The sequence below is a fragment of the Synechocystis sp. IPPAS B-1465 genome (assembly GCF_003015225.1).
Taxonomy (GTDB): Bacteria; Cyanobacteriota; Cyanobacteriia; order Cyanobacteriales; family Microcystaceae; genus Synechocystis.
The window spans coordinates 462,027-484,685 of sequence record NZ_CP028094.1 but is presented as its reverse complement, the minus strand read 5'-3'; the positions used below and the strand labels follow the sequence as shown (position 1 = coordinate 484,685).

Here is a 22,659-nt window from a genome sequence, read left to right as displayed (position 1 = left end):
AGGTTTCAACCAAGCTGACCCCCTAGACCGCTCTCCTAAAATTGCTGCAAGTCAGCGTTTGGGAGAGCGGATAGTTTTTGGGGAAGAAATTAGATTATTGCTGGAGCTTTAGTCAGTGGATTTACGATTCCAGTCGCAGTAATTGCCCATTATTTTGATCAGTTAAAACATAAACATGGCCATCGGGGCCTTGGCGCACATCCCTCACCCTTTGGCCAATAGAAATAGTGGTTTCATCGATAATTTGGTTATTTTCATCGAGCCGTAAATGGCGGATGCCCCTGTCCACTAACCCCCCAGCAAAAATGGTTCCCTGCCACTCTGGATGGCGATCGCCGTTGTAGATGGTTAAACCGGAAGGGGCAATAGCCGGAGTCCAAATCTGGAGAGGATCCACCATGTCAGGGCGGGATGTGGCCGGAGCAACGGGCTGGTCTGTACTGTATTCTTTACTGAAGGACACCACCGGCCAACCGTAGTTTTTTCCTTTTTGAATTAAATTCAGTTCATCACCGCCCCTAGAGCCGTGCTCCGTAGCCCATACCTTTTGGGTAACGGGATCATAGGCCAAGCCCTGGATATTGCGATGGCCGTAGCTCCAAACTTCCGGGGCCGCCTTGGGGTCGTTGCGAAAAGGATTATCGGCAGGCACGGTGCCATCGTCATTGATGCGAATAATTTTCCCAAGGTGACTAGCCCGATTTTGGGCCTGTTGACGGATAAAATCTCCCTCCAATTCCACCGGGGGATTACCGCCGTCGCCAATGGAAACCAAAAGAGTTTCGTCCGGCAACCAAGTTAAGCGGGAGCCAAAGTGCTGACCGCCGGGTTTAGTTTGTCCCACTTCAAAGATGACTTGCCAATCCGTCAGTTTTTCTCCATCAAAAACTGCCCGGGCCACCCTAGTGCGATTGGCCTGTTGGGTGCCGTGGGAGTAGGTGAAATAGACAAAGCGATTTTCTGCAAAACGGGGATGCAAGGCAATATCCAGTAAGCCCCCCTGTTGGGAAGCAAACAGTTGTTGGGCAGAAACCGTGGAAACTGCCACCACCCCGGCGATCGCCTCTGGATCTAAAACGCCATCACGGACAATGCGGAGTCGCCCCGGCCGTTCGGTAATTAAAATGTCGCCATTGGGTAGCCAAGCCATACCCCAGGGATGTTCTAAACCATCGATCACTGGCACTGCTTTAATCTCCGGTTGATTAGCTTGCACAATCTCCACCGAATTGGTCGGCTCAGAAGAAGTTTGATTTCCTGCTGCGGTTCCAAGGTCGGCCTCCGGTAACGTTCCACAGCTTGAGAGGGCAATGCCGCTGGCCAAGGGGAGGGTAAGCTTAAACAGAAATGGGATCAACATAGCGCCAATTGATTGCGTTCCTTTTTACTCCACCTTAAACAATTTCCCCGGTAACGAAGGCGGGTTAGTGGCCAGTTGATTTGGCTAGTGTGATTAGAATGGATTTAAAGTCAAAGCCCGCCGAGGTTAAAACTCAATGACCCCTGCCTGCCGTAGTAACTCCTTCAAGCGAGCATTTTCCGCCTCAGCTAACTCTGCCCGTTTTTCCGCCTGTTCCGTCAACGCCGCCAGAGCCACAGTGCTTAAAAATGGACGGCGATCGGGATAGAAAATCTGTAAATTCTCCGGGGTAAGTTCAAAATGGATGCCTAAAAGGGGACTCGTCCAATACTCCACTTCATCAATGACCGTTAACTTACCCTGCCACCGTTGCAAACCCACCAGTTCATTATTATCTGGGTCATAGACATAGTATTCCTCTACGCCGTAAAAATCATACAAAGTCTCTTTTTTTGTTCATCTCCTTCAGACGATTACCGGGGGATAGCACCTCAAATACCACTTGGGGCGGTTGATTACCTTCCTGCCATTGACGGTAGGAGCCCCGATCGCCCTTAGGTCGGCCCAAAACGACAAAAACATCGGGGGCAACCCGGATTTCTGGCTTACCCTCCACGGGATATCAGAGCAGATCCCCCGCCACAAAAACATCGGAGTTATTAGCAAAAAGACACTCCAGATTTTCTTTTAATAGAACAATCCAACTGAATTGCTTGGTGTTGTCAGCCATGGGTTGTCCATCACTGTCGGGATAAACTATTTGCCGATCTAGGGCTACGCTCATAGCGGTGGTCTCCAGCAGCTAGGGACTGACCTTCAGTTTAACTGATGGCTTTTAGACATTATTTAGGGGGAATTGTTCAACGCTGGAACTAACCACAACAAAATAGTTAAATTTGTTACCTTTTCTCGACAAAGAATCTGAAATTTGAGCAAAACTTAATAGATTCATTAAGGAAACCTACCTCCCCCCCGTAATGACCGCTACAATTCAAAAACCGGGGAATGCCCTGCCACGAAGGTCTTCACCCCCTCGTTCCAAACTTTTGTACGGTTACCAGTCCTATGAACAGCTCTCACCTCGCCCCCCAAGTCCAAGGTCTTTACGATCCGCAAAATGAACATGATGCCTGTGGGGTAGGTTTTATTGTGCAGATGAAGGGCAAAGTTTCCCACGATATTGTGGAGCAGGGCCTGCAAATGTTGGTTAATTTGGAGCATCGGGGGGCCTGTGGCTGTGAACCAAACACCGGGGATGGGGCCGGTATTTTAATCCAAGTTCCCCATAAATTTATCCAAAAAATAGCCGGGGCGGAAGGCATCACCATTCCTGCTCCGGGGCAGTATGCCGTGGGCAACATTTACGGTTCCCCCGATCCATTGGCCAGGGCTGAAGCTCGTCAAAAATTCAATGACATTGTTGCCCAAGAAGGCTTAAAAGTTTTGGGTTGGCGGGACATTCCTACTCAGAACGAACCCCTGGGGGAAACGGCGATCGCCAGTGAACCGTTTATGCAACAGGTTTACATTGCCCGGCCGGAAGGCTTGACTGATGACCTGGACTTTGAGCGCAAATTATACGTAATCCGTAAGTTGACCCACGGGGCAATCCGATCGCCGAAAATTGATACCTATTGGTATGTGGCTAGTTTATCGGCTCGGACGTTGGTTTATAAGGGGATGCTGACCACAGCCCAGGTGGGGCAGTATTATCCGGAATTGCATGACCCGGACATGGAAAGTGCCCTGGCCCTTGTCCATTCCCGCTTTAGCACTAATACCTTTCCCAGTTGGGAGCGCTCCCACCCCTACCGCTACATTGCCCATAATGGCGAAATCAATACCATGCGGGGCAACGTCAACTGGATGCAGGCCCGCCAGGCCCTGTTTGAATCGTCCCTGTTTGGGGAAGATATGGCCAAGGTTCAGCCGGTGATTAACATTGACGGCAGTGATTCCACCATTTTTGATAATGCGTTGGAACTGCTTTATCTGGCTGGCCGCTCCCTACCCCATGCGGTGATGATGATGATTCCCGAACCCTGGAGTGCCCACGAATCCATGAGTCAGGAAAAGAAAGCGTTTTATAAATACCATTCCTGTTTGATGGAACCCTGGGATGGCCCGGCCTCCATTGCCTTCACCAACGGCAAAATGATGGGGGCAGTGTTGGATCGTAATGGTTTGCGTCCTTCCCGCTACTACGTCACCAAAGATGATCTGGTGATTATGGCCTCCGAAGCAGGAGTATTGCCCATTGAACCGGAGCGGGTGGCCAAGAAAGGTCGCCTACAACCAGGGCGGATGTTCTTGGTGGATATGGAACAGGGGCGCATCATTGCCGACGAAGAAATTAAGCAGGAGATTGTCAGTCAGCATCCCTACGGTGAATGGCTAGCGGCTAATTTGAAATCCCTGGAGCAATTACCCTCCCCCGGCAATGTTCCTGGCACCGATGCAGAAAGTTTACGGCAACGGCAAATGGCCTTTGGTTACACCTTTGAGGAATTGCGTATTCTCCTAGCTCCCATGGGTCGGGATGGGGTGGAGGCGATCGGTTCCATGGGGGCGGATACTCCGTTGGCTGTACTATCTGACAAGCCCAAATTACTCTACAACTATTTCCAACAATTATTTGCCCAGGTTACCAATCCCCCCATTGATTCCATTCGGGAAGAAATTATTACTTCCGCAGAAACCACCATTGGTGGTGAAGGTAATTTGCTTGATCCTCGGCCAGAAAGTTGCCGCTTAATTGAGTTGAAAACTCCCATTTTAACCAACGAAGATCTAGCTAAGCTCAAAGCGTTAGACGACGATGAATTTAAATCCGTCACCCTAGACATTTTGTTTGATCCGAACCAAGGGGAAGCGGGCCTTAAAACTGCGTTAGATAATTTGTTTACGGAAGCTGACCAGGCCATTTCCCAAGGAGCTAACCTAATCATTCTCAGCGATCGCCAAGTTAGTGCGGAAAAAGCGGCTATCCCTGCTCTGCTGGCGGTGTCGGGGTTACATCACCATTTGATTCGCAACGGTTCCCGTACCAAGGTGGGTCTAGTATTGGAATCTGGGGAACCGAGGGAAGTGCATCATTTTGCTGTCCTACTCGGTTACGGTTGTGGAGCCATTAATCCTTACTTAGCTTTTGAAACTTTGGACGGTATGATCGCCGAAGGTTTACTGGTTAATGTGGATCACAAAACCGCTTGCAAAAACTATATCAAAGCCGCCACCAAAGGGGTAATTAAAGTTGCTTCTAAAATCGGCATTTCCACCATCCAAAGTTACCGAGGTGCCCAAATTTTTGAAGCGGTGGGCTTAAATCAGAGTGTGATTGATGAATATTTCTGCCGCACTTCTTCCCGCATCCAAGGTTCTGATTTAGGTGTAATTGCCCAGGAAGCTATTTTGCGCCATCAACATGCCTTTGCTCCTCGCCCTGGTGATTTGCATACCCTTGATGTAGGGGGTGAGTACCAATGGCGGAAGGATGGGGAAGAGCATTTATTTAGTCCCCAAACCATTCATTTATTACAACGGGCGGTGCGGGAAGGTAATTACGAGCTTTATAAACAGTACGCCGCCCTGGTTAATGAACAAAACCAAAAGTTCTTTACCCTGCGGGGCTTACTGGATTTCCAAGACCGAGAATCTATTCCCCTCGAAGAAGTGGAACCCATTGAAGCGATCATGAAACGCTTTAAAACCGGGGCCATGAGCTACGGCTCCATCTCCAAAGAAGCCCATGAATCCCTGGCGATCGCCATGAATCGCATTGGTGGTAAGTCCAACACTGGGGAAGGGGGGGAAGATCCGGAACGGTTTACCTGGACTAACGATCAGGGAGATTCCAAAAACAGTGCCATTAAACAGGTGGCTTCCGGGCGCTTTGGAGTGACCAGTTTGTACCTCTCCCAAGCAAAGGAAATTCAAATCAAAATGGCCCAGGGTGCAAAACCTGGGGAAGGGGGTCAGCTACCCGGCAAAAAAGTTTATCCCTGGATCGCCAAAGTGCGTCATTCCACTCCCGGCGTAGGTTTAATTTCTCCCCCGCCCCACCATGACATTTATTCCATTGAAGATTTGGCGGAATTAATCCACGACCTGAAAAATGCTAACCGGGAAGCCCGCATTAACGTCAAACTGGTGTCGGAAGTCGGGGTGGGCACGATCGCCGCTGGGGTGGCTAAGGCCCATGCCGATGTGGTGCTAGTGTCTGGCTATGACGGAGGAACCGGAGCATCACCCCAAACTTCCATTAAACATGCTGGGTTGCCCTGGGAATTGGGCCTAGCGGAAACCCATCAAACCTTGGTGTTGAACAATCTCCGTTCCCGTATTGTGGTGGAAACCGATGGGCAAATGAAAACTGGCCGGGACGTGGCTATCGCCGCTTTACTGGGGGCGGAAGAGTTTGGGTTTTCGACTGCGCCGCTGGTATCCCTGGGGTGCATTATGATGCGGGCCTGTCATTTAAATACCTGTCCCGTGGGCATTGCCACCCAAAATCCGGAACTGCGGGCCAAATTCACCGGCGATCCGGCCCATGCGGTCAACTTTATGACCTTTATTGCCACGGAACTGCGGGAAGTGATGGCCCAACTGGGTTTCCGCACCATTAACGAAATGGTTGGTCGCACCGATATTCTGGAACCGAAAAAGGCCGTAGCTCACTGGAAAGCAAAAGGCATTGATCTTTCCACTATTCTCCATCAGCCGGAAGTAGGGGACGATGTGGGTCGTTATTGCCAAATTCCCCAGGATCATGGTCTTCAGCATTCCCTCGACATCACCCAGTTATTGGATCTCTGCCAACCGGCGATCGCCAAAGGGGAAAAAGTCACCGCCACTTTACCCATTACCAATATCAACCGGGTGGTGGGCACCATTGTCGGCAACGAAATCACCAAACGCCATTGGGAAGGTTTACCGGAAGATACTGTCCATCTCCATTTCCAAGGCAGTGCGGGGCAAAGTTTTGGGGCCTTTATTCCCAAGGGCATGACCCTGGAACTGGAAGGGGATGCCAACGATTACCTGGGTAAAGGATTGAGCGGCGGCAAAATTATTGTCTATCCCCCCAAAGGCTCTAGTTTTATCGCTTCGGAAAACATCATTGCCGGTAATGTTTGTCTCTATGGCGCCACTGCTGGGGAAGTTTATATTTCCGGCATGGTGGGGGAACGGTTCTGTGTCCGCAATTCCGGCGTCAATACGGTGGTGGAAGCGGTGGGCGATCATGGTTGCGAATATATGACCGGCGGTAAAGTCGTGGTTCTTGGTCAAACAGGACGAAACTTTGCGGCGGGCATGAGTGGTGGTGTGGCCTACATCTTCGATGAAACTGGGGATTTTGCCACCCGTTGCAATTCCGCCATGGTGGGTTTAGAAAAACTAGAAGATCCCGAAGAAATTAAGGATCTCAAAGAGTTAATCCAGAACCATGTTAACTACACCGACAGCGCCAAAGGTAAAGCTGTTTTAGCAGATTGGGAAGCGAGTATTCCCAAATTCGTTAAGGTAATGCCTCGGGATTATAAACGGGTATTGCAAGCCATCAAAAAAGCGCTAGAAGCGGGTTTGAGCGGCGATGATGCTTTGAATGCGGCGTTTGAGGAGAATGCCAAGGATGTGGCTCGCATTGGGGGGAGTTAGGATAAATTTATGATGGAACTGGGCTAAACTGGCTGAAGTCTAGCCCAACGTCAAAAAATCACTTTTTCAGTAGAATAGGGGGACAGATTATCTTTTGCCGACTTAATGAACAAGGGTTGAAAATATGTTTATAGCAAATTAGGATGGATATGGGACACTCTTAGGATACACGAAGCTTAAGAAATAAAGATTCCAGAACTTAGGAGTATCTCATCCCTAATCGAATCAGCGATAAAATCTATATTTAAGTCATTACTTATAATAGCTAATGAAGTTTGCAACCTATGAGCATTTCCGAGAAACAGAATCTCTTGTGCGGAAAGTAAATAAGGATAAAATAGCAAAATGGTTGCTGAATGTTGGTTATTTCCCCGAAGAAAATATCCTGCCACCGAGTTTTACTGTATCAAAAGAGATTAAACTTCAAGACACTCCATACAATATCAACATTAATGATTTAAAAAAGCGTCAAGTGGCTTTTGTTTCATTTCCCAAAAGTACTTTAACATACAGAAATTTTAGTGTTCAGCATCCTTGGAATTATCACGACATTATTTTTTATTTACATCAAAACTGGGATAATATATTAAGCCATATTTTCCACTCAGAAAATAAGGTTGCCGCCTACAGTTTTCCTATTCCAGTTTCAAAAAAAGATTTTGAAGACTTAAGCCCTCTTCGTGCAGGTAGAATGATTTATGAATGGCTTGAAATGGCAGAGGAAGACCTTATACTAGATGGTCAAAAATTTAATATTTTAGCCAAAACCGATATTACAAATTTCTATCCGTCAATCTATACTCATGGTATTGGATGGGCCATTCATGGAAGAGAAGAAGCACTTGAAGATAAAGAATTTAGACTTTTTGGAAATAAAATTGATAGATTATTTCAATATTCAAATGATGGACGAACAAATGGTATTCCCATCGGTTCGGCACTCTCTGATCTAATTGCTGAGACTATCTTAGCAGATATTGATCGTAAGTTTTCCCAAGAATCCAAGCATATTGAATATGCAGCTGTCCGCTTTAAAGATGATTACAGAATATTATGTAATTCGAAAGAAAATGCAAAAAAATTGCTTGACATTCTTTCCCATCAACTCTCTCAATATAATCTCTCATTGAACGAAAGTAAAACATCGTTTCTCAATCTTCCCGATGGGCTTTATCGAGAACATAATCGAGCATATTTTCCTCATGTATTGCGAAGAAAGAAATATATTTCTTTTAGAAAATTTGAACATACCTTGCTAATTGCATTAGATATTCATCGAAAGCACCCTGGTACTAGCATTATTGAAAAATTTATTGCAGAGTTATTTGACAAAAGACATAATTTAAAGGTTAGTTATTCAAGTCAAAATCGTGGAAAAGAAATCAGAAAGACAATTTCTCTTTTGTTTTTACTAAAACGAGAATCAACAAAAATCCTATGTCATGTTTTATCAGTTATTGAGCGTTTATATATTGAAAATAAAAGAAATGATCAAGGACTTAAGGATTTTCTTAGGGAAACAATTAAGGATGAATTAGACAGAGCATCGAAAATGTCATCCGTTTTTGAGATCGTTTGGTTGGTATTTTTCTGTCGTTATATATCTCTTGGCTTTCAAAATGAAGATTTTGACAGTATTATTAAGAACGAAAAAATCAAAGAAAATGTATTTTACAAATCTATTGTGACAAGTAAGCAGGAATTATTTAAAGATACAGATTTTAAGCTATTTACTAAACCGAGAGCTTGCCGAGATAAAACACTAGCCGAGCGATTCGCCATTTTCAAAAGATAGAAAATTAAAAAATGCTCTTTGATTGTCACTCTAGCTAAATAGGAAAAGCTTATACAATTTTCCTTTCCTTCGAGATCCATTGAAACACACAAACAAACTTAAATAGCTCAAACAGAAATCGTCAGGATTATGGAAACAACAAATTTACCGATGGAGCAAATTCGTCAATTTTGTCACAAATGGCAGGTCAAAGAATTTGCTTTATTTGGTTCCATCCTACGTCCAAACTTTCATTCAGACAGCGACATTGACATACTCATTGAATTTGCGCCTACTGCAAAACGTGGTTTAACAGAAACCATACAGATGCGAGATGAACTGCAAGAAATATTTCAACGTCCTGTCGATTTAATTGTCAAAAGTGCAATCAATCGGAGTGAAAACTGGCTCAGACGTAAAAACATTTTAGAATCTGCCCAAATTATCTATGCAACGTAATCAAGAATCCCTTATTGATATTGCCAATGCCATTAGACGCATTTTGCGCTATACGAATGAAATTGATAAAGTACAACTAGAAATTAACGATGAGAAATTATCAGCCATTCTCTATCAAATTACGATTATTGGCGAAGCAACAAAGCGAATTTCTCCAGACTTCCGCAGTCAACATCCAGCAATACCTTGGCGGGAAATGGCAGGAATGCGAGATGTTATTGTTCACGAATATGATCAACTTGATCTGGATATAATCTGGGATGTAATTGAGAACAAACTACCAGAATTAGCCTATCTATTCGACTCTCTGTTAGAAAACATGTAAATACTCTTTCCAACTAACCGGAGTGCCCCATAGCTGATTTTTTGGCGATCGCCAATCCTCTTTCACGTAGTTAAAACCTTAAATAAATTCCGTCAAACTACAATGCTAAAAACATCAGAATTTCAAAAAGCCATTGAATCCGTTGAAAATCTACCCCTAGATGATCAAGAAATCTTACTTGATATTATTCAAAAACGATTGCAAGAAAAAAGAAGAAAAAAATTAGCCGAGGAAATCAAAGAAATTCGCCAAGAATTTGCTAACGGTGATGTTCAGTTTGGTTCAGTAAATCAATTTTTGGAAGCGCTCGATCAAGAATGAAAATTGCCTGGTCTCCAAAATCATTACGTTCATTCAAGCGCCTGATTCCCAAAAATCCTAATCTGAGACCGATGATTGAACAAATATTACATCAGTTGGCAACAGATCCTTTTCACCCTAGCCTACGCACCCATAAACTCAAAGGAGAACTAGCTAACGTTTGGTCATGCTCTATCGACTATAATTATCGTCTGCTATTTGAATTTGTAAACAACCCAGAAGACAAGGAAGAGGCAATTTTATTACTTAATTTAGGTTCCCATGATGAAGTCTATTAATTTAACTTGTCAAAAAAGAAAAGTCGATCTTTCGGCGATCGCCAACTCTTCCCCCTTACTTATCCTAGAGGCAACGTCATGAACACAGCTCAAATTAGCACCGATGGCACCCATCAAATCGTTATTTTACCAGAAAACTTTACGATAGCCGGAAGCGAAGTTTACATTAAAAAAATTGGAAGTACAATTATTTTGATTGCTAAAAATAACCCTTGGCAATCCTTAATTGAAAGCTTAGATCAATTTTCAGATGATTTTATGAAAACTAGGGAACAGCCTCCCTTAGATATACGAGAAGAGTTCTAAATGAAGTATTTACTAGATACGAATATTTGCATTTATCTCATTAAGAAGAAACCGTTTAAAGTCTTGGCAAAATTTCAAACCCTGGAGATATCAGACATTGGTATTTCATCCATTACCGTGGCGGAATTAGAATATGGTGTCAGTAAAAGTCAACAACAATCGAAAAATCGTGATGCCTTAATGCAATTCTTGATGCCGCTAGAAATCGTGGAATTTAATTCAGGAAGCGGCGATCGCCTATGGCAACATTAGAAGTAATCTAGAAAGTAGAGGTCTTGTCATTGGGGCTATGGATATGCTGATTGCAGCCCATGCGTTAAGTCTGGGAGTAACGCTTGTCACCAATAATCTTCGAGAATTTTCACGCATTAACAATTTATTCTTGGAAAACTGGGCAGAATAAACTATTCGGTAAAATTTGATTTGCTGCTTTCAACTAACTGGCGCACTAAGAATATGTTTGAAAAGTTCGAGGCAAAGCCTCAAAACCCTTTTGTCCATCCTTTTTGCTGACGATTTCCAAATTCTAGCCAAAGGTCTCATTAATTAACCCAGGCAGTAAAATTCTTACTGCCAAAAGTGCTGTCAGTCCATATCAATTGCAGGCACTGCCATAGAGGAGCAAACCAAGTACCGAGTAGAGTAAGACCTTGGTGGCCTGAGCGATGAGCGCTGTGAACCACAACATCGAGAAGTAATCCCATGGTATCCACGAGGATTGTGCGTTTACGACCATTGACCTTTTTTCCACCGTCATAACCACTTTCTTGTCCAGCGCCAGCCTTTTTCACTGACTGTGAGTCCAAACAACCAGCACTAGGGTTGGCATTTCTTCCGACCTTAAGTCGAATCTTCTTTCTGAGGATGTGATTCAATTTTTTCCAGGTACCGTCTTCCTACCACTGTCGGAAATAACCATTCTTCGCCATTTGGGAAAATCATGGGGCAGAAGTCGTCAAGCACAACCCGCTCTGAGCATGTAAAAAATGGCATTAAGCACTTCCCTCAGATTAGTTTTCCGTTTTCTTCCCCCACTTTTTGCTTGGGGGAGATTGGATTCTACCAATTGCTACTGGCTATCACTGATGTCGCTGCTGTAAAATTCTCTCAGCATCATTACGGTGAAAATTCTGTATTCTTCACCATTTTTCCCAATTATGCCGACTTTTCAAACACGCTCTTAATGGCCCACAAAAAAATCCCCCCCTGTAAATCAGGAAGGGGATAATGTTTTGATCAGAGTTTTAACTCTAGGAATTCCAATGCTTGGATTCTTAAACTAGAAGTGCCAATTTGGCATTGTTGTTAGCCAGGAGAGTTTGCAGCTCTTCAGAATCAACAGTTTCCTTTTCTACCAAGATTTCTGCCAGTTGATCTAAAATGCCACGGTTTTCCACCAAGACCTGTTTGGCCCGTTGATAGGCTTGGTCTACCAATTGACTTACTTCCTCATCGATCGCCGCAGCGGTTTCATCGGAAAAGTCCCGGTCAGAGGCAATGTCCCGACCAAGGAATACCCCACCACCCTGACGACCCAAAGCTACCGGGCCCAGGCGATCGCTCATGCCGAAACGGGTTACCATTTGGCGGGCGACCCGGGCTACCTGTTGGAGGTCGTTGGAAGCACCGGTGGTGACTTCCTCTTCGCCGAAAATAATTTCCTCAGCAATACGGCCTCCCAGGGCAACGGCCATCTGATTTTGCAGATAGGAACGGGAGTATAAACCGGATTCCATACGGTCTTCACTGGGGGTGAACCAGGTTAAACCACCGGCCCGGCCGCGGGGAATAATGCTAATTTTTTGTACTGGATCATAATCAGGCATCAAAGCACCCACCAAGGCGTGGCCAGCTTCATGGTAAGCCACTAGGGTTTTGCGTTTTTCGCTCATCACCCGATTTTTCTTCTCAGGACCAGCCAACACCCGGTCAATGGCGTCGTTGACTTCGTCCATGGAAATTTCGGTCAAGTTGCGACGGGCAGCCAAAATAGCGGCTTCGTTCAACAGGTTGGACAGGTCAGCACCGGTAAATCCAGGGGTACGACGGGCAATTTTATCCAAATCCACATCCTGGGAAAGGGTTTTACCCCGGGCATGGACATTGAGGATTTCTCGACGGCCAGCATAATCAGGACGGTCTACTACCACTTGGCGATCGAAACGACCGGGACGCATCAAGGCAGAATCCAATACATCGGGACGGTTAGTGGCGGCGACGATAATAATGCCGGTGTTGCCTTCAAAACCGTCCATTTCCGTTAGCAACTGGTTGAGGGTCTGTTCCCGCTCATCATTACCACCACCAAGGCCAGCGCCCCGTTGACGACCAACGGCATCAATTTCATCGATGAAGACGATACAGGGAGCATTGGCTTTAGCCTGCTCAAACAAATCCCGTACCCGAGAAGCACCAACACCGACAAACATTTCCACAAATTCCGAACCGGAGATGGAAAAGAACGGTACACCCGCTTCCCCAGCCACGGCTTTGGCCAACAGGGTTTTACCGGTTCCGGGGGGGCCTACCAACAAAACACCCTTGGGAATTTTGGCTCCCAATTCGGTGAAGCGGTCTGCATTTTTCAGGAAGTCCACCACTTCGGTGAGTTCTAGTTTGGCTTGCTCAATACCGGCCACGTCCCCGAAGGTAACTTGGGTTTGGGGTTCCATTTGCACCCGTGCTTTGGATTTACCAAAGTTCATGGCTTGGGAACCAGGGCCACTCTGGGCCCGACGGAAGAGGAAAAAAATTCCCACCAAGAGCAAGATGGGCAAAAATAGGGTGCTGGCGATGCGGAACCAGAAACCTTCGTCGCTCTGGGGTTGGACAGCAATATCCACGTTGTGTTGGGTGAGAATATTGATCAAGTCGGGGTCGTTGGGCAGATTGACTAAGTAGGGAGGACCACCGCTGGGATTGGGTACTTGGGCTTGGGTGCGGTCGGCACTGAGGTTGACCCGTTCGATCTGATTGGCTTCTACCCGATTGACAAAATCGCTGTAGCTGAGGGTTTCCCTAGTTTGGGTCGGTCGGTCGAAAAAGGCCGATGCCAACGCTAAAACGACAATTAACAACAAGGCATATAGGCCCGCGTTACGCCATTTTTTATTATTTTTGCTCACGCTAGAACTCTCCAATAGTGAGTGTAGTTATCATATTCCACCGGTTAGCAATGGATGGAGTGGATAATAAACAGTTGTTAACTTATGTTAACGCTTCTCAGAAACAATTGGCCACTGTAGCGAAAAAATGCTAAGGATAGAGGCTTTGTAACTGTTGGTCAACTGTTAGTCCCCCTGGGTTGGGGTAAAGCGTTTAAACTCCTGCTCCAGGGAGTCTTGGTCGGTGCGGTAGGTGATGTCCGCCGGAGTAATGACGGTGCTAGTGGCCCACTCCTGGGCAAATTCTAGTTTAGCTTTGAGGGGAGGGGAGGGCGGTTGCAGAAGTTTGGCCCGCTGTTGCCGATCGCCGTTGCGTTGTTCTAGTTTTTGATTGCGTTCTTGCAGCCAGAAATATCTCACTAGGGGAATAGCCAAGAAACCGATTGCATAGGTCACCAGAACGCCGTAAATGCTCTGGACGAAATAAACCAGTGTCCCCAAATCCAACTCAGCGCCGTAGGTTTTCAGCATTACCCCCAAACTTAAGGCCAAAATTAGGTTAACTCCCCCCAAGGCGATCGCCGCTATTTTTTGGCCGGAGGAAGCTTGGCTAAATTTCCAGGGTTTTTCCCGCAGGTAAGCACTCAAAGTGGTTGATTGGCGCTCCTGGGCACTGACTTGTAGGTTGGGGAAAGTGTAAATTAATTCGCCGCTGGGGGAAACTTGGGGATAACCATTAAAGCGGGCTAGCACAGGAATTATGTAGTCCTCATTGTCCCGATTGAATTTGGTCACATTATCCAAATAGGGGGCCGCCTGTTCAGCGGCGATCGCCCCACCGTTATGGCGAATTAAACTACCCAGGGTTTGCCAGCGTTTTTCTTCCAAATCCTCATTGGGGTTACCGTCTCCAAATAGAAACGAGAAAATGGCTTCGAGGAAATTAAGCTCGTTTTTATTTTTATCAGACCTTTTCTTATCCCGTTTTTGCCGGCCACCATCGGGGCTAAGGAGCCAGAAAATGTCCCCCGGCCAGAAAAATATTCCCCCACCCCCACCACGGTTACCGTCACCGGAAAATTTAAAACCCCCATCGTTATCGTTATCGGACTTGGAATTGACCGCGATGATAATGGCAATGATGGCCACTAACATCAACAGGATAGAAAGGATAAGGATAATGCCAAAGGAAATGCGGATCAGGTAAAACAACACCTGCCAAATGCTTTGGAGCCAACTCTGGAACCGTAAACGCCAATACTTATTGCGGAGAATTGTCCGGAACTGCTTGGGAAAAGCAAACACAATTTCCCCCGACTCCGCCACCTGGAGATGGCCCTCCACCTCCGACGCCAAAGTCAGCAACCCCTGTTGGGTTTGGTTAATTTCTAATCCAGCCTGGCTGGCCACGTCCCCCACCGTGACTACATAGTCCAACTGCTCCACAGCGGTCATAATTTGGGGATTAAAGGCGACACTCATTCCACTGCCCTCGGAGGCGACAATCATTAAAAATTATTCTTCTAGTATAGAGAGAAGATTTTTTGTCGATATGTGGATTTAGTGGTTATGAATGTGCGTTTTCCTCACTTTTGTTTAAGTTTAATGTTTGCTAGCCTGTTGGCTGGTGCTGGAACTCTTCCCCTGGCTGCAGCGGAACGGGTGGTGCTGACCTATAGTGTTTTGCGAGAATCCATCTCCATTGAGGAGTTAGGGGAGTTGAGCCGCACTGGGAAAGTGTCCCCCTCCCTCAAAGCCTATTTAAAAATGGCCAATAAAAACCCTGAAGAATTGCGGGGTTGGCTCAATCGACCGTTTCAGGCAGATCCAGTTACCCTCTCCCGGGTGCTCAACAGTTTTGCCGGGGAATATGTGCTCAATCAGGTGGGTCAGGTAATCCACACCCCTTCTAAGCGGGACAATAAAGAAGCTCTGCGGGGAGCTATTATCAGCTCTGCAGAAAAAGACAATCAGGTACGACTGATCGAAGTGTTGGAAAATTATCCCACCCCAGAACTCCACGTCAACGGTGATCGCCTGATGGAATTGTACCAACAAGTGGAAGGGTTGACGGCCATGTTAGGTCGACTACCTTTTTAGAAAGTGTTTGATGCGTTAAGTTTTTATCTGGATCATCAAACTGAAGGCAATGAGTATATCCAAAAGAACGAAGTACTCGATGATTTAGAACTGTTCCTGAGCAAACTACTTTAGGTAAAACTGACAATGGACAGTACTAGTAGCCAATCACTATATGTATAGCCCTGTATTAAAATACATGAAGTCTAAGGATTTTGATCGCAAATTTGATGAAGGAGAATGAATCCTTGAGTATTTGGATTTGTTTCAAATTAAACAGAGTAATGACGAAGGAACTGTTATTTCCGGATCTCAAATCCAGTTACAGTTACTTTGTCAATCATCCTTAAACACCATGGGACATACTATCAAAGCACCTCTGACAGTCCAGGGAGTGGGACTGCACTCTGGAGTGGAAACCACCGTTACCCTTTGTCCAGTGGCGGCGGGGAAAGGCCGCTATTTTCAGCGGGTGGATTTGCCTAAAAAGCCTATTATTCCAGCGGATTTGACTTGGGTGCGGGAAGCCATGCTTTCAACGGAGCTAGGGGAACCTGGAGCAACGATTAGGACAGTGGAACATTTACTCGCAACCTTGGTGGCCTTGGACATTGGTGACTTACGCATTGAAGTTAACGGCCCGGAAGTGCCCCTGCTGGATGGTTCTGCCCTTAGTTGGTTAACGGCGATCGCCAAAGTAGGAACCAGGCCTCGGTCAAAGAAGAGCCAAGACCAACCCATTGTGATTACAGACCCTTTAACCTGCCAGCTAGAAGATGCATTTGTGGCGGCTTTTCCCTGTGCCACTACCCGTTTTAGCTACGGTGTGGACTATCCCTATCTGCCTATCGGTAAACAGTGGTACACCTGGGAACCGGATCAGGAAAATTTTGCCACGGCGATCGCCCCTGCTCGGACCTTTGGTTTTGCGGATCAGATTGAAAAATTGCGCCAGGCCGGGCTGATTAAAGGGGGTAGCTTGGAAAATGCTTTGGTGTGCGACAAAGAGAAATGGCTCAATCCCCCCCTGCGTTTTCCCGATGAGCCGGTGCGTCATAAGCTATTGGATTTACTAGGAGATTTAAGTTTACTGGGGAAAATTCCCCAAGCCCATTTTGTCGCCTACAAAGCTAGCCATAAACTACATACTCAGTTGGCCCAAAAAATCGCCGACACCTACAGATAACTCGTTACTTTTTTTGGGGGGATTAAGGAGCTTTCGGTTCCGTGAGAATAATTTTCCTTTGGTTGGGGTCATGGCGGGGGCTTAATTCCTCCATAATTTTGCGACTCTGGCCGGGGTCAAAACTACGTTGGAAATCATTGCGGAGTTGCTCAACCCTGGCTTCTGTTTCCTCCACCTGCATCTGAATCTCGTTTAACTTAGCCTGTTGAGCTTGTTGATGGGGCAACAGCCTGGCGATCGCCATAATGGAAACCACCACAAACACACCATTGAGACCCAGCTTGAAAAGAATTTCCCACACTAGCCACTTATGCTCAGGCTGAAACTTTTGTTCCGGGCGCTTACGACTTTTGGAGCGAGGACGACGGGCATTACTGGGTTTGAAAGTTTGGGCAGTCATGGCGGGTAATTTTTAGGCCGGAGAAAGCAAGAGGTCTGACAACTCACACCGGACTCTAAAGATGCCAGCATTCCCCCTAAAAATCAATAGGGCGCAACGGATCACGCCCTAAGGATCGGATTACACGGCCGACGTTGGTTTACTTATAAAGTTCCGTGGAGAGACGGAAAGCCAGGAAAGCAGGCAGGAGGGCAACCACTAGGGCTGCCAAAATTTGGGTGTCGGATAATGCCATGGATAGTTAACTCCTAGATAAAAACAGATCGTGAGAAACATTAACAACACTTTGCAATATGGGGGCAGTTTTGGGAAACAAGTTGTTACAAGTCTTTAGAAAAGTCGATACTTAACCATTCCCATCTCCATTGAGGCTGCCAGGCACAACTCCTCGGCAGGGGCTAGAGTTCACCCCGGATTTCCTCCACTACCCCATCCCGCAGTACCAATTCCACTCCCATTTTCTGCACGAGGTTGTCCCCCTTTTGGATACGGAAAAAGCTCTCCATCTGTCCTTGGATGACTTCTTGGTTCAGTTCTAATAACTGCACCTGTTGCATTTGTTGCAGGGCTTGGTTTTTCTGCTCCAGAATTTCGCTCTTTTGTTGGTTGACCTGCATTTGAATGTTTTCAATTTGCTGGCTGACACTGGGGGGGAGGGGCACCAAGCTTTGTTTTTTAATTTCGGCGATCGCTCGTTGACTTTGGGCATCAAGCTGTTGCACCTGATTATCCATCTGGCCCACCTGGGCTTGGAGTTGTTGTTGCATCTCCTCTTTCCAGCGGGGAGTGACAATCACCTTCAGGGCCACGGGACGCTTGAGCAGTAATGTGGTGTTAGTATCGTCCATAAAATTGAATTAAGCCTAAAAATTAGGGGATTATTGCAGATTACAGTGCATCCCCAGAATATCTTCCCCGTGCGGTTAAACCAAGCCACAAGCCCTACCAATTAACTCTGGAGGTCATCACCATCAACCAGGGATGGCCCCACCATAGTAGGGCAATGAAACCCATTACCCCCACATAGGCTGGTTTGATAAATTCCTGCCACACTAGAATTTGCCTTCCCTCCCAGATCGCTTGAAAGGGAATGATGGAAGTTCTTTGTTTCACTGCTAGAAAAGCCTCGCCATATTTGTGTTGCCAACGGCGATCGCCATGCCAGACTGCAAAGCAATGGTGGGCAATTAATCCCAAGCTGGTAACCAGAGTAAAAGTGGTTCCCAACCAGAGGGTGTGGGCAATGCACCAAATTACTTGACCGACCATTTGAGGATGGCGACAAATACGGATAATGCCCGTTTCATAAAGATGGATTTCCGGTTTTTGGATAGCGGCAATTTCCAACAGGTTAAAAGTGGCGGGAAAAAGGAAGAAAAAAGATAGGGCAGACAAAATCCACACCAGGGGTTTAACTCCCGTTACTCCCTGTACTTGCCAGAGTTGCAGACCATCATAGCGATGGTTGAAAAAATAAATAATTAATCCCGTAGCCAGGGGAATACTCACCAGGGCAAATATAACTCGATAGCCCCTAGCGCCAATTTTGCTTTCCCCCCAGGCTCGCAGGGCGGCTAAGCCACTATGAACGATGGCAAACAACAGAAGGTAGGCGGCGATAATGCCATGGCTGGGGGTCAACCAGGGCCAAGGAGAAGAAATATCAAACAAAGCCAAGCAATTCAAGGGGAAAATGGGATAACAACCACGGAAAAATTTATTGGGTCAATGGCCAACCGTGGAACGGCGATCGCCAATCATGACAGTTAACCAACAATACATTTTCCCATACCCCCATGGCCAAAGACGGCCTAGAATTGAGCATTGCTGTTTCTGTACCGTCCCGCCCCCCAGGAAATTTAAGGTAATTTGCCATGCAGCGCACCCGATTAAATACCATTGTTGAAGTTCGTGGCCAGCAACTTTCCCAATTTTTTAGGAATCCCTGGCGACGTATTTCCCTCAGTTTATTGTCCTTTTTATTCGGCTTTTTTGTCGGGACAGCCGTGGCCACCACCGCCGGTCAGAATTCCCAATGGGACGTAGTTTGTGCTGCCTTCATTCTGCTTTTTTGTGAATTGGTCAATCGTTGGTTCTATCGCCGGGGGGTGAAGATGGGGGACTTGCAGGCTGAAGTATTAAATATTTTTAAAATGGGTGTTTCCTACAGTTTATTCTTAGAAGCTTTCAAGTTGGGTTCCTAGGGAGAGGGATAGTGGAACCGTACTTAATTTAGAAATTCAATTTGGATTTAATAAATGGCATCATTAATCAGCTTTTGGTTATTTTTTGCCCTCAGTTTACTGCAACCTCAACAAAGACAATTTTTAGCTAGTAAACCTTGGCAAGACTGGTTGTTAGATGGGGTAAGTTTAGGTATACAAGGAGCGATTATCCCCCTGCTGCAATTGTTATTAGTAATCAATTTTTACTCCTTGATTATTCCCCACTGGCAACATAGTTTTAACCTATTTGCTGGGGGGCAATTTCTCCTCGGCTTTGTGGCTATTGATTACGTTTATTATTGGAGCCATCGAGCACTACACAGCAAATTGCTATTTCCCATTCACCAAGTCCACCACACCGTTAGTCAAATGGATATGGTTAGTTGTGCACGCAACACTTTTTGGTCTAGCTTGTTTTTGCCCTACGTTTGGCTAAATAGCCTCATAATTTATTTATTGCACGATGCCAGGGGATATATTCTCGCCATTAGTTGCACCTACTTACTGGATCTATGGCGTCATAGTTCCCTAATTATTAATAAAAAATGTTGGTTACACGACTGCTTAAATAGCTGGCTGATTTTACCCCAAGACCACGGATTGCACCATCACCAAATCGGCAAGGGAAATTTTGGTGCTAATTTAAAACTTTGGGACAAAATCCATGGTACCTATTTGAAAAATACCTTACCAAATCAACTTAGTATTTCTTCCGGAATGGGCATTAAACTTGAATTAACTTTGTGGCAAAAGCTTTTCTGGCCATTGACCTAAAAAATGCAAAAAATCGCTTAATCTTACGGCATCTAATTGTCAGGCAAAATTTATAATAGCTAAAGTTAAAATTTCTTAAGCCAACTAATCTCCCCGTACCGCTATCCAGACTAGTTCTTGTAACCAGCTATGACGCTGTTAAGTAAACTCCTAGCATTATTTCCCGGTCTAGTAATTACTTTAGCCCTTAGTTGTGTCATTTTCTGGGCAATGACTAGGGCTTGGTGGTGGCTACTATTATTATTATTAATTATTTATGGGCTGCCCCTGCTAACCTATCGGATTCATCAGCTCTTCTATCCTCTCCAACCCGGACTGAGTTATTTAGTGGGAAAAAATTACATTCCTTGGTGGGGAACCTATCAAATTCAATTGATTTATAGCACTTTTCCTGCCCTGGAAGGAATATTACACTTTGTCCCAGGCTTGTTTTCCCTGTGGCTCCGATTATGGGGATCCAGCATTGGCAAAAACGTGCTTTGGACCCCCAGCATACAAGTCCTAGACCGGGGTTTACTGCACATTGGCAACCAAGTGATATTTGGTCACCAAGTCAGCCTAGTGGGCCACGCCATTAAACCAAAACGACACAACCTTTTGCTTTACGTTGACCGGATCACAATTGGCAATAATGTTTTTATCAGTGCGGGGGTGGGGCTTGGCCCTGGAGTGGCGATCGCCGATGGCAGCTACATTCCCTTTGGCAAAATGATTTTTCCACGGCAAAAAGTTGGACTAGAAGAATAGATCAGACCAACTTAACGGGGGAAACGGGTCATCAAAGCCTGCACCTGTTCCGCATGGTAGGAACTGCGGGTTAAAGGGGAGGATACCACTTGTAAAAAGCCAATGGATTCACCATAAATTCGCCAAACGTCGAACTGTTCCGGGGTGACAAATTCCTTGACTCCCAAATGTTTTTGGCTAGGTTGTAGATACTGGCCAATAGTCAAAATATCGCAATCCACCCGGCGTAGATCTTCCATCACCTGTCTTACTTCCGCATCTGTTTCCCCCAGCCCCACCATAATGCCGGACTTAGTGTAAACCTTGGGCAGAATCCGTTTCGCCTGGTTGAATAATTCTAGGGATTGATCATAATCCGCCTGGGGCCGCACCCGTTTATAAAGCCTGGGCACTGTTTCCATATTGTGATTCAAAACCTCTGGGGCAGCTTCCAACAGCGCCGCTAAGGCTTGCCAATTGCCGCACAAATCTGGAATCAAAACCTCAATGGTGGTGCCTGGAGAAATTTTGCGGATAGCCTCTATGCAACTAACAAACTGGGAGGCTCCTCCATCGGGTAAATCATCCCGGTTGACTGCGGTAATCACCACATGCTTAAGATTGAGCCTTTTCACGGCGATCGCCAATCTTTCCGGCTCTGTGGAGTCTAAGGGTTGAGGCTTTTTCTCAAAATCAATATCACAATAGGGGCAAGCCCTGGTGCAAGCAGGACCCATAATCAAAAAAGTAGCCGTCCCGGCCTGAAAACACTCGCCAATATTGGGACAGGAAGCTTCTTCACAGACGGTATTTAATTGTAAATCTCGCAGAATATCCTTAACACTGCCCACCCTCTGCCATTGGGGCGCTTTGACTCGGAGCCAATCCGGTTTGACGGTCACGTCCAATCTCTCCTGCTATAGGAGATCCGATTGTATCAAAAATTCTTAACTCCCTTTCTCTCCATCTAGGGGAGAAGGGCGATTTCCATTCCACCAACTGGGGAAAATGAGTAAATTTGGGTTGATAGCTGAGAACTCTGTTTGATTACTCCATCCATGGCCAGGGTTAAAAAACATCAAACTGCCTGGGTTTACCGGGAAATTTAGCCCCCAAGGTAAAGTGGGGAAACCAACCCTGGAAGTTAGAATGGTTGATGGAAAAGGTTTTCCCTCATACTGCCATGACCCAAGCCAATGCTGATCCCTGTTTTGAAACCGGACATATTTGCCCCATTCAGCATGTGGTGGATTTACTTGATAATAAGTGGTCTATTTTGGTGTTGCGGGAACTGTTCAAGGGACAACGACGCACGGGGCAGTTGTTAGATGCCTTGCCCGGTTGTAGCACTAAAACGTTAACCCTAAGGCTTAGGCAACTAGAAACCCACGGCATTATCAATCGGGATGTGTACCCAGAAATTCCCCCTAGGGTGGAGTATTCCCTCACGGCCAGGGGTAGGGAAATTCAGCCAGTGCTGATTGCCATGCACAAACTAGGTTCCGACTGGTTAGAGCAAGAATCCTGTGAATGCAGTCTTCTGACCGGCGAAGGACCAAACTAATCTGCCCTCAACGATTTTTGCCCTGGGGTCGGTCCCCCACTAGGATCAAAACCTTTGATTCTGATTGGCTTTGCTCTAGTGATAGCCCAAGCAAATGCCAGACTGGCGATCGCCGTTGCC

At 46.1% G+C, this 22,659-nt stretch carries 24 protein-coding genes and 2 pseudogenes; 15 read left to right on the top strand and 11 right to left on the bottom strand.

The window, feature by feature from the left end; translation table 11 throughout:
* Positions 1–121 precede the first annotated feature (121 nt).
* Together C7I86_RS02315 and C7I86_RS02310 are read right to left on the bottom strand one after the other, a co-directional pair.
* Positions 122–1,360: a PQQ-dependent sugar dehydrogenase gene (locus tag C7I86_RS02315; RefSeq protein ID WP_010871649.1), complete on the bottom strand. Its 1,239-nt coding sequence runs from the start codon at positions 1,358–1,360 to the stop codon at positions 122–124.
* A 126-nt stretch (positions 1,361–1,486) separates the two neighbouring features.
* Positions 1,487–2,144: pseudogene (locus C7I86_RS02310) on the bottom strand (Uma2 family endonuclease).
* Positions 2,145–2,365: 221 nt separating this feature from the next.
* Between C7I86_RS02310 and gltB the strand changes: the two are divergent.
* The 9 genes from gltB to C7I86_RS19485 all read left to right on the top strand — a co-directional run bounded on the left by gltB (position 2,366) and on the right by C7I86_RS19485 (position 10,884).
* Positions 2,366–7,018, top strand: a complete 4,653-nt coding sequence (gene gltB, locus C7I86_RS02305; RefSeq protein ID WP_010871646.1) for a glutamate synthase large subunit — start codon at positions 2,366–2,368, stop codon at positions 7,016–7,018.
* A 268-nt stretch (positions 7,019–7,286) separates the two neighbouring features.
* A complete protein-coding gene (locus C7I86_RS02300) occupies positions 7,287–8,813 on the top strand; it encodes an RNA-directed DNA polymerase (protein WP_010871645.1) in 1,527 nt (508 codons plus the stop codon).
* Positions 8,814–8,942: 129 nt separating this feature from the next.
* On the top strand, positions 8,943–9,251 hold the full coding sequence (locus tag C7I86_RS02295; RefSeq protein WP_010871644.1) for a nucleotidyltransferase family protein: 309 nt from the start codon (positions 8,943–8,945) through the stop codon (positions 9,249–9,251).
* Complete coding sequence (locus tag C7I86_RS02290; RefSeq protein ID WP_010871643.1) at positions 9,241–9,576, top strand: DUF86 domain-containing protein; 336 nt, start codon at positions 9,241–9,243, stop codon at positions 9,574–9,576. The genes C7I86_RS02295 and C7I86_RS02290 overlap by 11 nt, the downstream gene beginning before the upstream one ends.
* Positions 9,577–9,678: 102 nt before the next feature.
* Complete coding sequence (locus C7I86_RS02285) at positions 9,679–9,897, top strand: hypothetical protein (protein ID WP_010871642.1); 219 nt, start codon at positions 9,679–9,681, stop codon at positions 9,895–9,897.
* Positions 9,894–10,175, top strand: a complete 282-nt coding sequence (locus C7I86_RS02280) for a type II toxin-antitoxin system mRNA interferase toxin, RelE/StbE family (RefSeq protein WP_020861443.1) — start codon at positions 9,894–9,896, stop codon at positions 10,173–10,175. Before C7I86_RS02285 ends, C7I86_RS02280 begins: the two co-directional genes overlap by 4 nt.
* A gap of 78 nt (positions 10,176–10,253) precedes the next feature.
* On the top strand, positions 10,254–10,481 hold the full coding sequence (locus C7I86_RS02275) for an antitoxin (RefSeq protein ID WP_010871641.1): 228 nt from the start codon (positions 10,254–10,256) through the stop codon (positions 10,479–10,481).
* The gene (locus C7I86_RS02270; RefSeq protein WP_010871640.1) at positions 10,482–10,733 is read left to right on the top strand and encodes a type II toxin-antitoxin system VapC family toxin; all 252 of its coding nucleotides are present in this window, start codon (positions 10,482–10,484) and stop codon (positions 10,731–10,733) included. It begins immediately after the preceding gene.
* A gap of 37 nt (positions 10,734–10,770) precedes the next feature.
* Positions 10,771–10,884 (top strand): hypothetical protein, encoded by a 114-nt coding sequence (locus C7I86_RS19485; protein ID WP_353511586.1) that lies wholly within the window; start codon positions 10,771–10,773, stop codon positions 10,882–10,884.
* Positions 10,885–11,010: 126 nt separating this feature from the next.
* Here C7I86_RS19485 and C7I86_RS02265 read toward each other — a convergent pair.
* The 3 genes and pseudogenes from C7I86_RS02265 to C7I86_RS02255 form a co-directional block, all read right to left on the bottom strand.
* Positions 11,011–11,547: pseudogene (locus C7I86_RS02265) on the bottom strand (IS5 family transposase); the annotation flags it as partial.
* A gap of 208 nt (positions 11,548–11,755) precedes the next feature.
* Complete coding sequence (gene ftsH3 / locus C7I86_RS02260; protein ID WP_010871638.1) at positions 11,756–13,606, bottom strand: ATP-dependent zinc metalloprotease FtsH3; 1,851 nt, start codon at positions 13,604–13,606, stop codon at positions 11,756–11,758.
* A 165-nt stretch (positions 13,607–13,771) separates the two neighbouring features.
* Complete coding sequence (locus tag C7I86_RS02255) at positions 13,772–15,094, bottom strand: hypothetical protein (protein ID WP_010871637.1); 1,323 nt, start codon at positions 15,092–15,094, stop codon at positions 13,772–13,774.
* Between the two features lie 60 nt (positions 15,095–15,154).
* Between C7I86_RS02255 and C7I86_RS02250 the strand changes: the two genes are divergently transcribed.
* Positions 15,155–15,685: an alpha/beta hydrolase gene (locus C7I86_RS02250; protein ID WP_041425771.1), complete on the top strand. Its 531-nt coding sequence runs from the start codon at positions 15,155–15,157 to the stop codon at positions 15,683–15,685.
* A gap of 334 nt (positions 15,686–16,019) precedes the next feature.
* Positions 16,020–16,850, top strand: a complete 831-nt coding sequence (gene lpxC / locus C7I86_RS02245; RefSeq protein WP_010871635.1) for a UDP-3-O-acyl-N-acetylglucosamine deacetylase — start codon at positions 16,020–16,022, stop codon at positions 16,848–16,850.
* A gap of 22 nt (positions 16,851–16,872) precedes the next feature.
* On the opposite strand, the gene C7I86_RS02240 is transcribed toward lpxC, so the two are convergent.
* The 5 genes from C7I86_RS02240 to C7I86_RS18695 form a co-directional block, all read right to left on the bottom strand.
* Positions 16,873–17,250 (bottom strand): hypothetical protein, encoded by a 378-nt coding sequence (locus tag C7I86_RS02240; RefSeq protein WP_010871634.1) that lies wholly within the window; start codon positions 17,248–17,250, stop codon positions 16,873–16,875.
* A gap of 139 nt (positions 17,251–17,389) precedes the next feature.
* Positions 17,390–17,485 (bottom strand): photosystem I reaction center subunit XII, encoded by a 96-nt coding sequence (psaM, locus tag C7I86_RS02235; RefSeq protein WP_010871633.1) that lies wholly within the window; start codon positions 17,483–17,485, stop codon positions 17,390–17,392.
* Positions 17,486–17,648: 163 nt separating this feature from the next.
* Positions 17,649–18,098, bottom strand: coding sequence for a YlqD family protein (locus C7I86_RS02230; RefSeq protein ID WP_010871632.1), 450 nt, complete (start codon positions 18,096–18,098; stop codon positions 17,649–17,651).
* A gap of 94 nt (positions 18,099–18,192) precedes the next feature.
* On the bottom strand, positions 18,193–18,927 hold the full coding sequence (locus C7I86_RS02225) for an NnrU family protein (protein WP_231848047.1): 735 nt from the start codon (positions 18,925–18,927) through the stop codon (positions 18,193–18,195).
* Positions 18,928–18,967: 40 nt separating this feature from the next.
* Positions 18,968–19,126, bottom strand: a complete 159-nt coding sequence (locus C7I86_RS18695) for a hypothetical protein (protein ID WP_158299068.1) — start codon at positions 19,124–19,126, stop codon at positions 18,968–18,970.
* On the opposite strand from C7I86_RS18695, the gene C7I86_RS02220 reads away from it, so the two are divergent.
* The 3 genes from C7I86_RS02220 to C7I86_RS02210 all read left to right on the top strand — a co-directional run bounded on the left by C7I86_RS02220 (position 19,125) and on the right by C7I86_RS02210 (position 20,996).
* Positions 19,125–19,454 (top strand): DUF565 domain-containing protein, encoded by a 330-nt coding sequence (locus C7I86_RS02220; protein ID WP_010871630.1) that lies wholly within the window; start codon positions 19,125–19,127, stop codon positions 19,452–19,454. The two genes, C7I86_RS18695 and C7I86_RS02220, sit on opposite strands and share 2 nt — an antisense overlap.
* A 54-nt stretch (positions 19,455–19,508) precedes the next feature.
* The gene (locus C7I86_RS02215) at positions 19,509–20,249 is read left to right on the top strand and encodes a sterol desaturase family protein (protein WP_010871629.1); all 741 of its coding nucleotides are present in this window, start codon (positions 19,509–19,511) and stop codon (positions 20,247–20,249) included.
* Positions 20,250–20,378: 129 nt separating this feature from the next.
* Positions 20,379–20,996, top strand: coding sequence for a hypothetical protein (locus C7I86_RS02210; protein ID WP_010871628.1), 618 nt, complete (start codon positions 20,379–20,381; stop codon positions 20,994–20,996).
* 11 nt (positions 20,997–21,007) lie between these two features.
* On the opposite strand, the gene lipA is transcribed toward C7I86_RS02210, so the two are convergent.
* The gene (gene lipA / locus C7I86_RS02205; protein ID WP_010871627.1) at positions 21,008–21,877 is read right to left on the bottom strand and encodes a lipoyl synthase; all 870 of its coding nucleotides are present in this window, start codon (positions 21,875–21,877) and stop codon (positions 21,008–21,010) included.
* Between the two features lie 254 nt (positions 21,878–22,131).
* Between lipA and C7I86_RS02200 the strand changes: the two genes are divergently transcribed.
* Positions 22,132–22,539, top strand: coding sequence for a winged helix-turn-helix transcriptional regulator (locus C7I86_RS02200; protein WP_010871626.1), 408 nt, complete (start codon positions 22,132–22,134; stop codon positions 22,537–22,539).
* Positions 22,540–22,659: the final 120 nt, after the last annotated feature.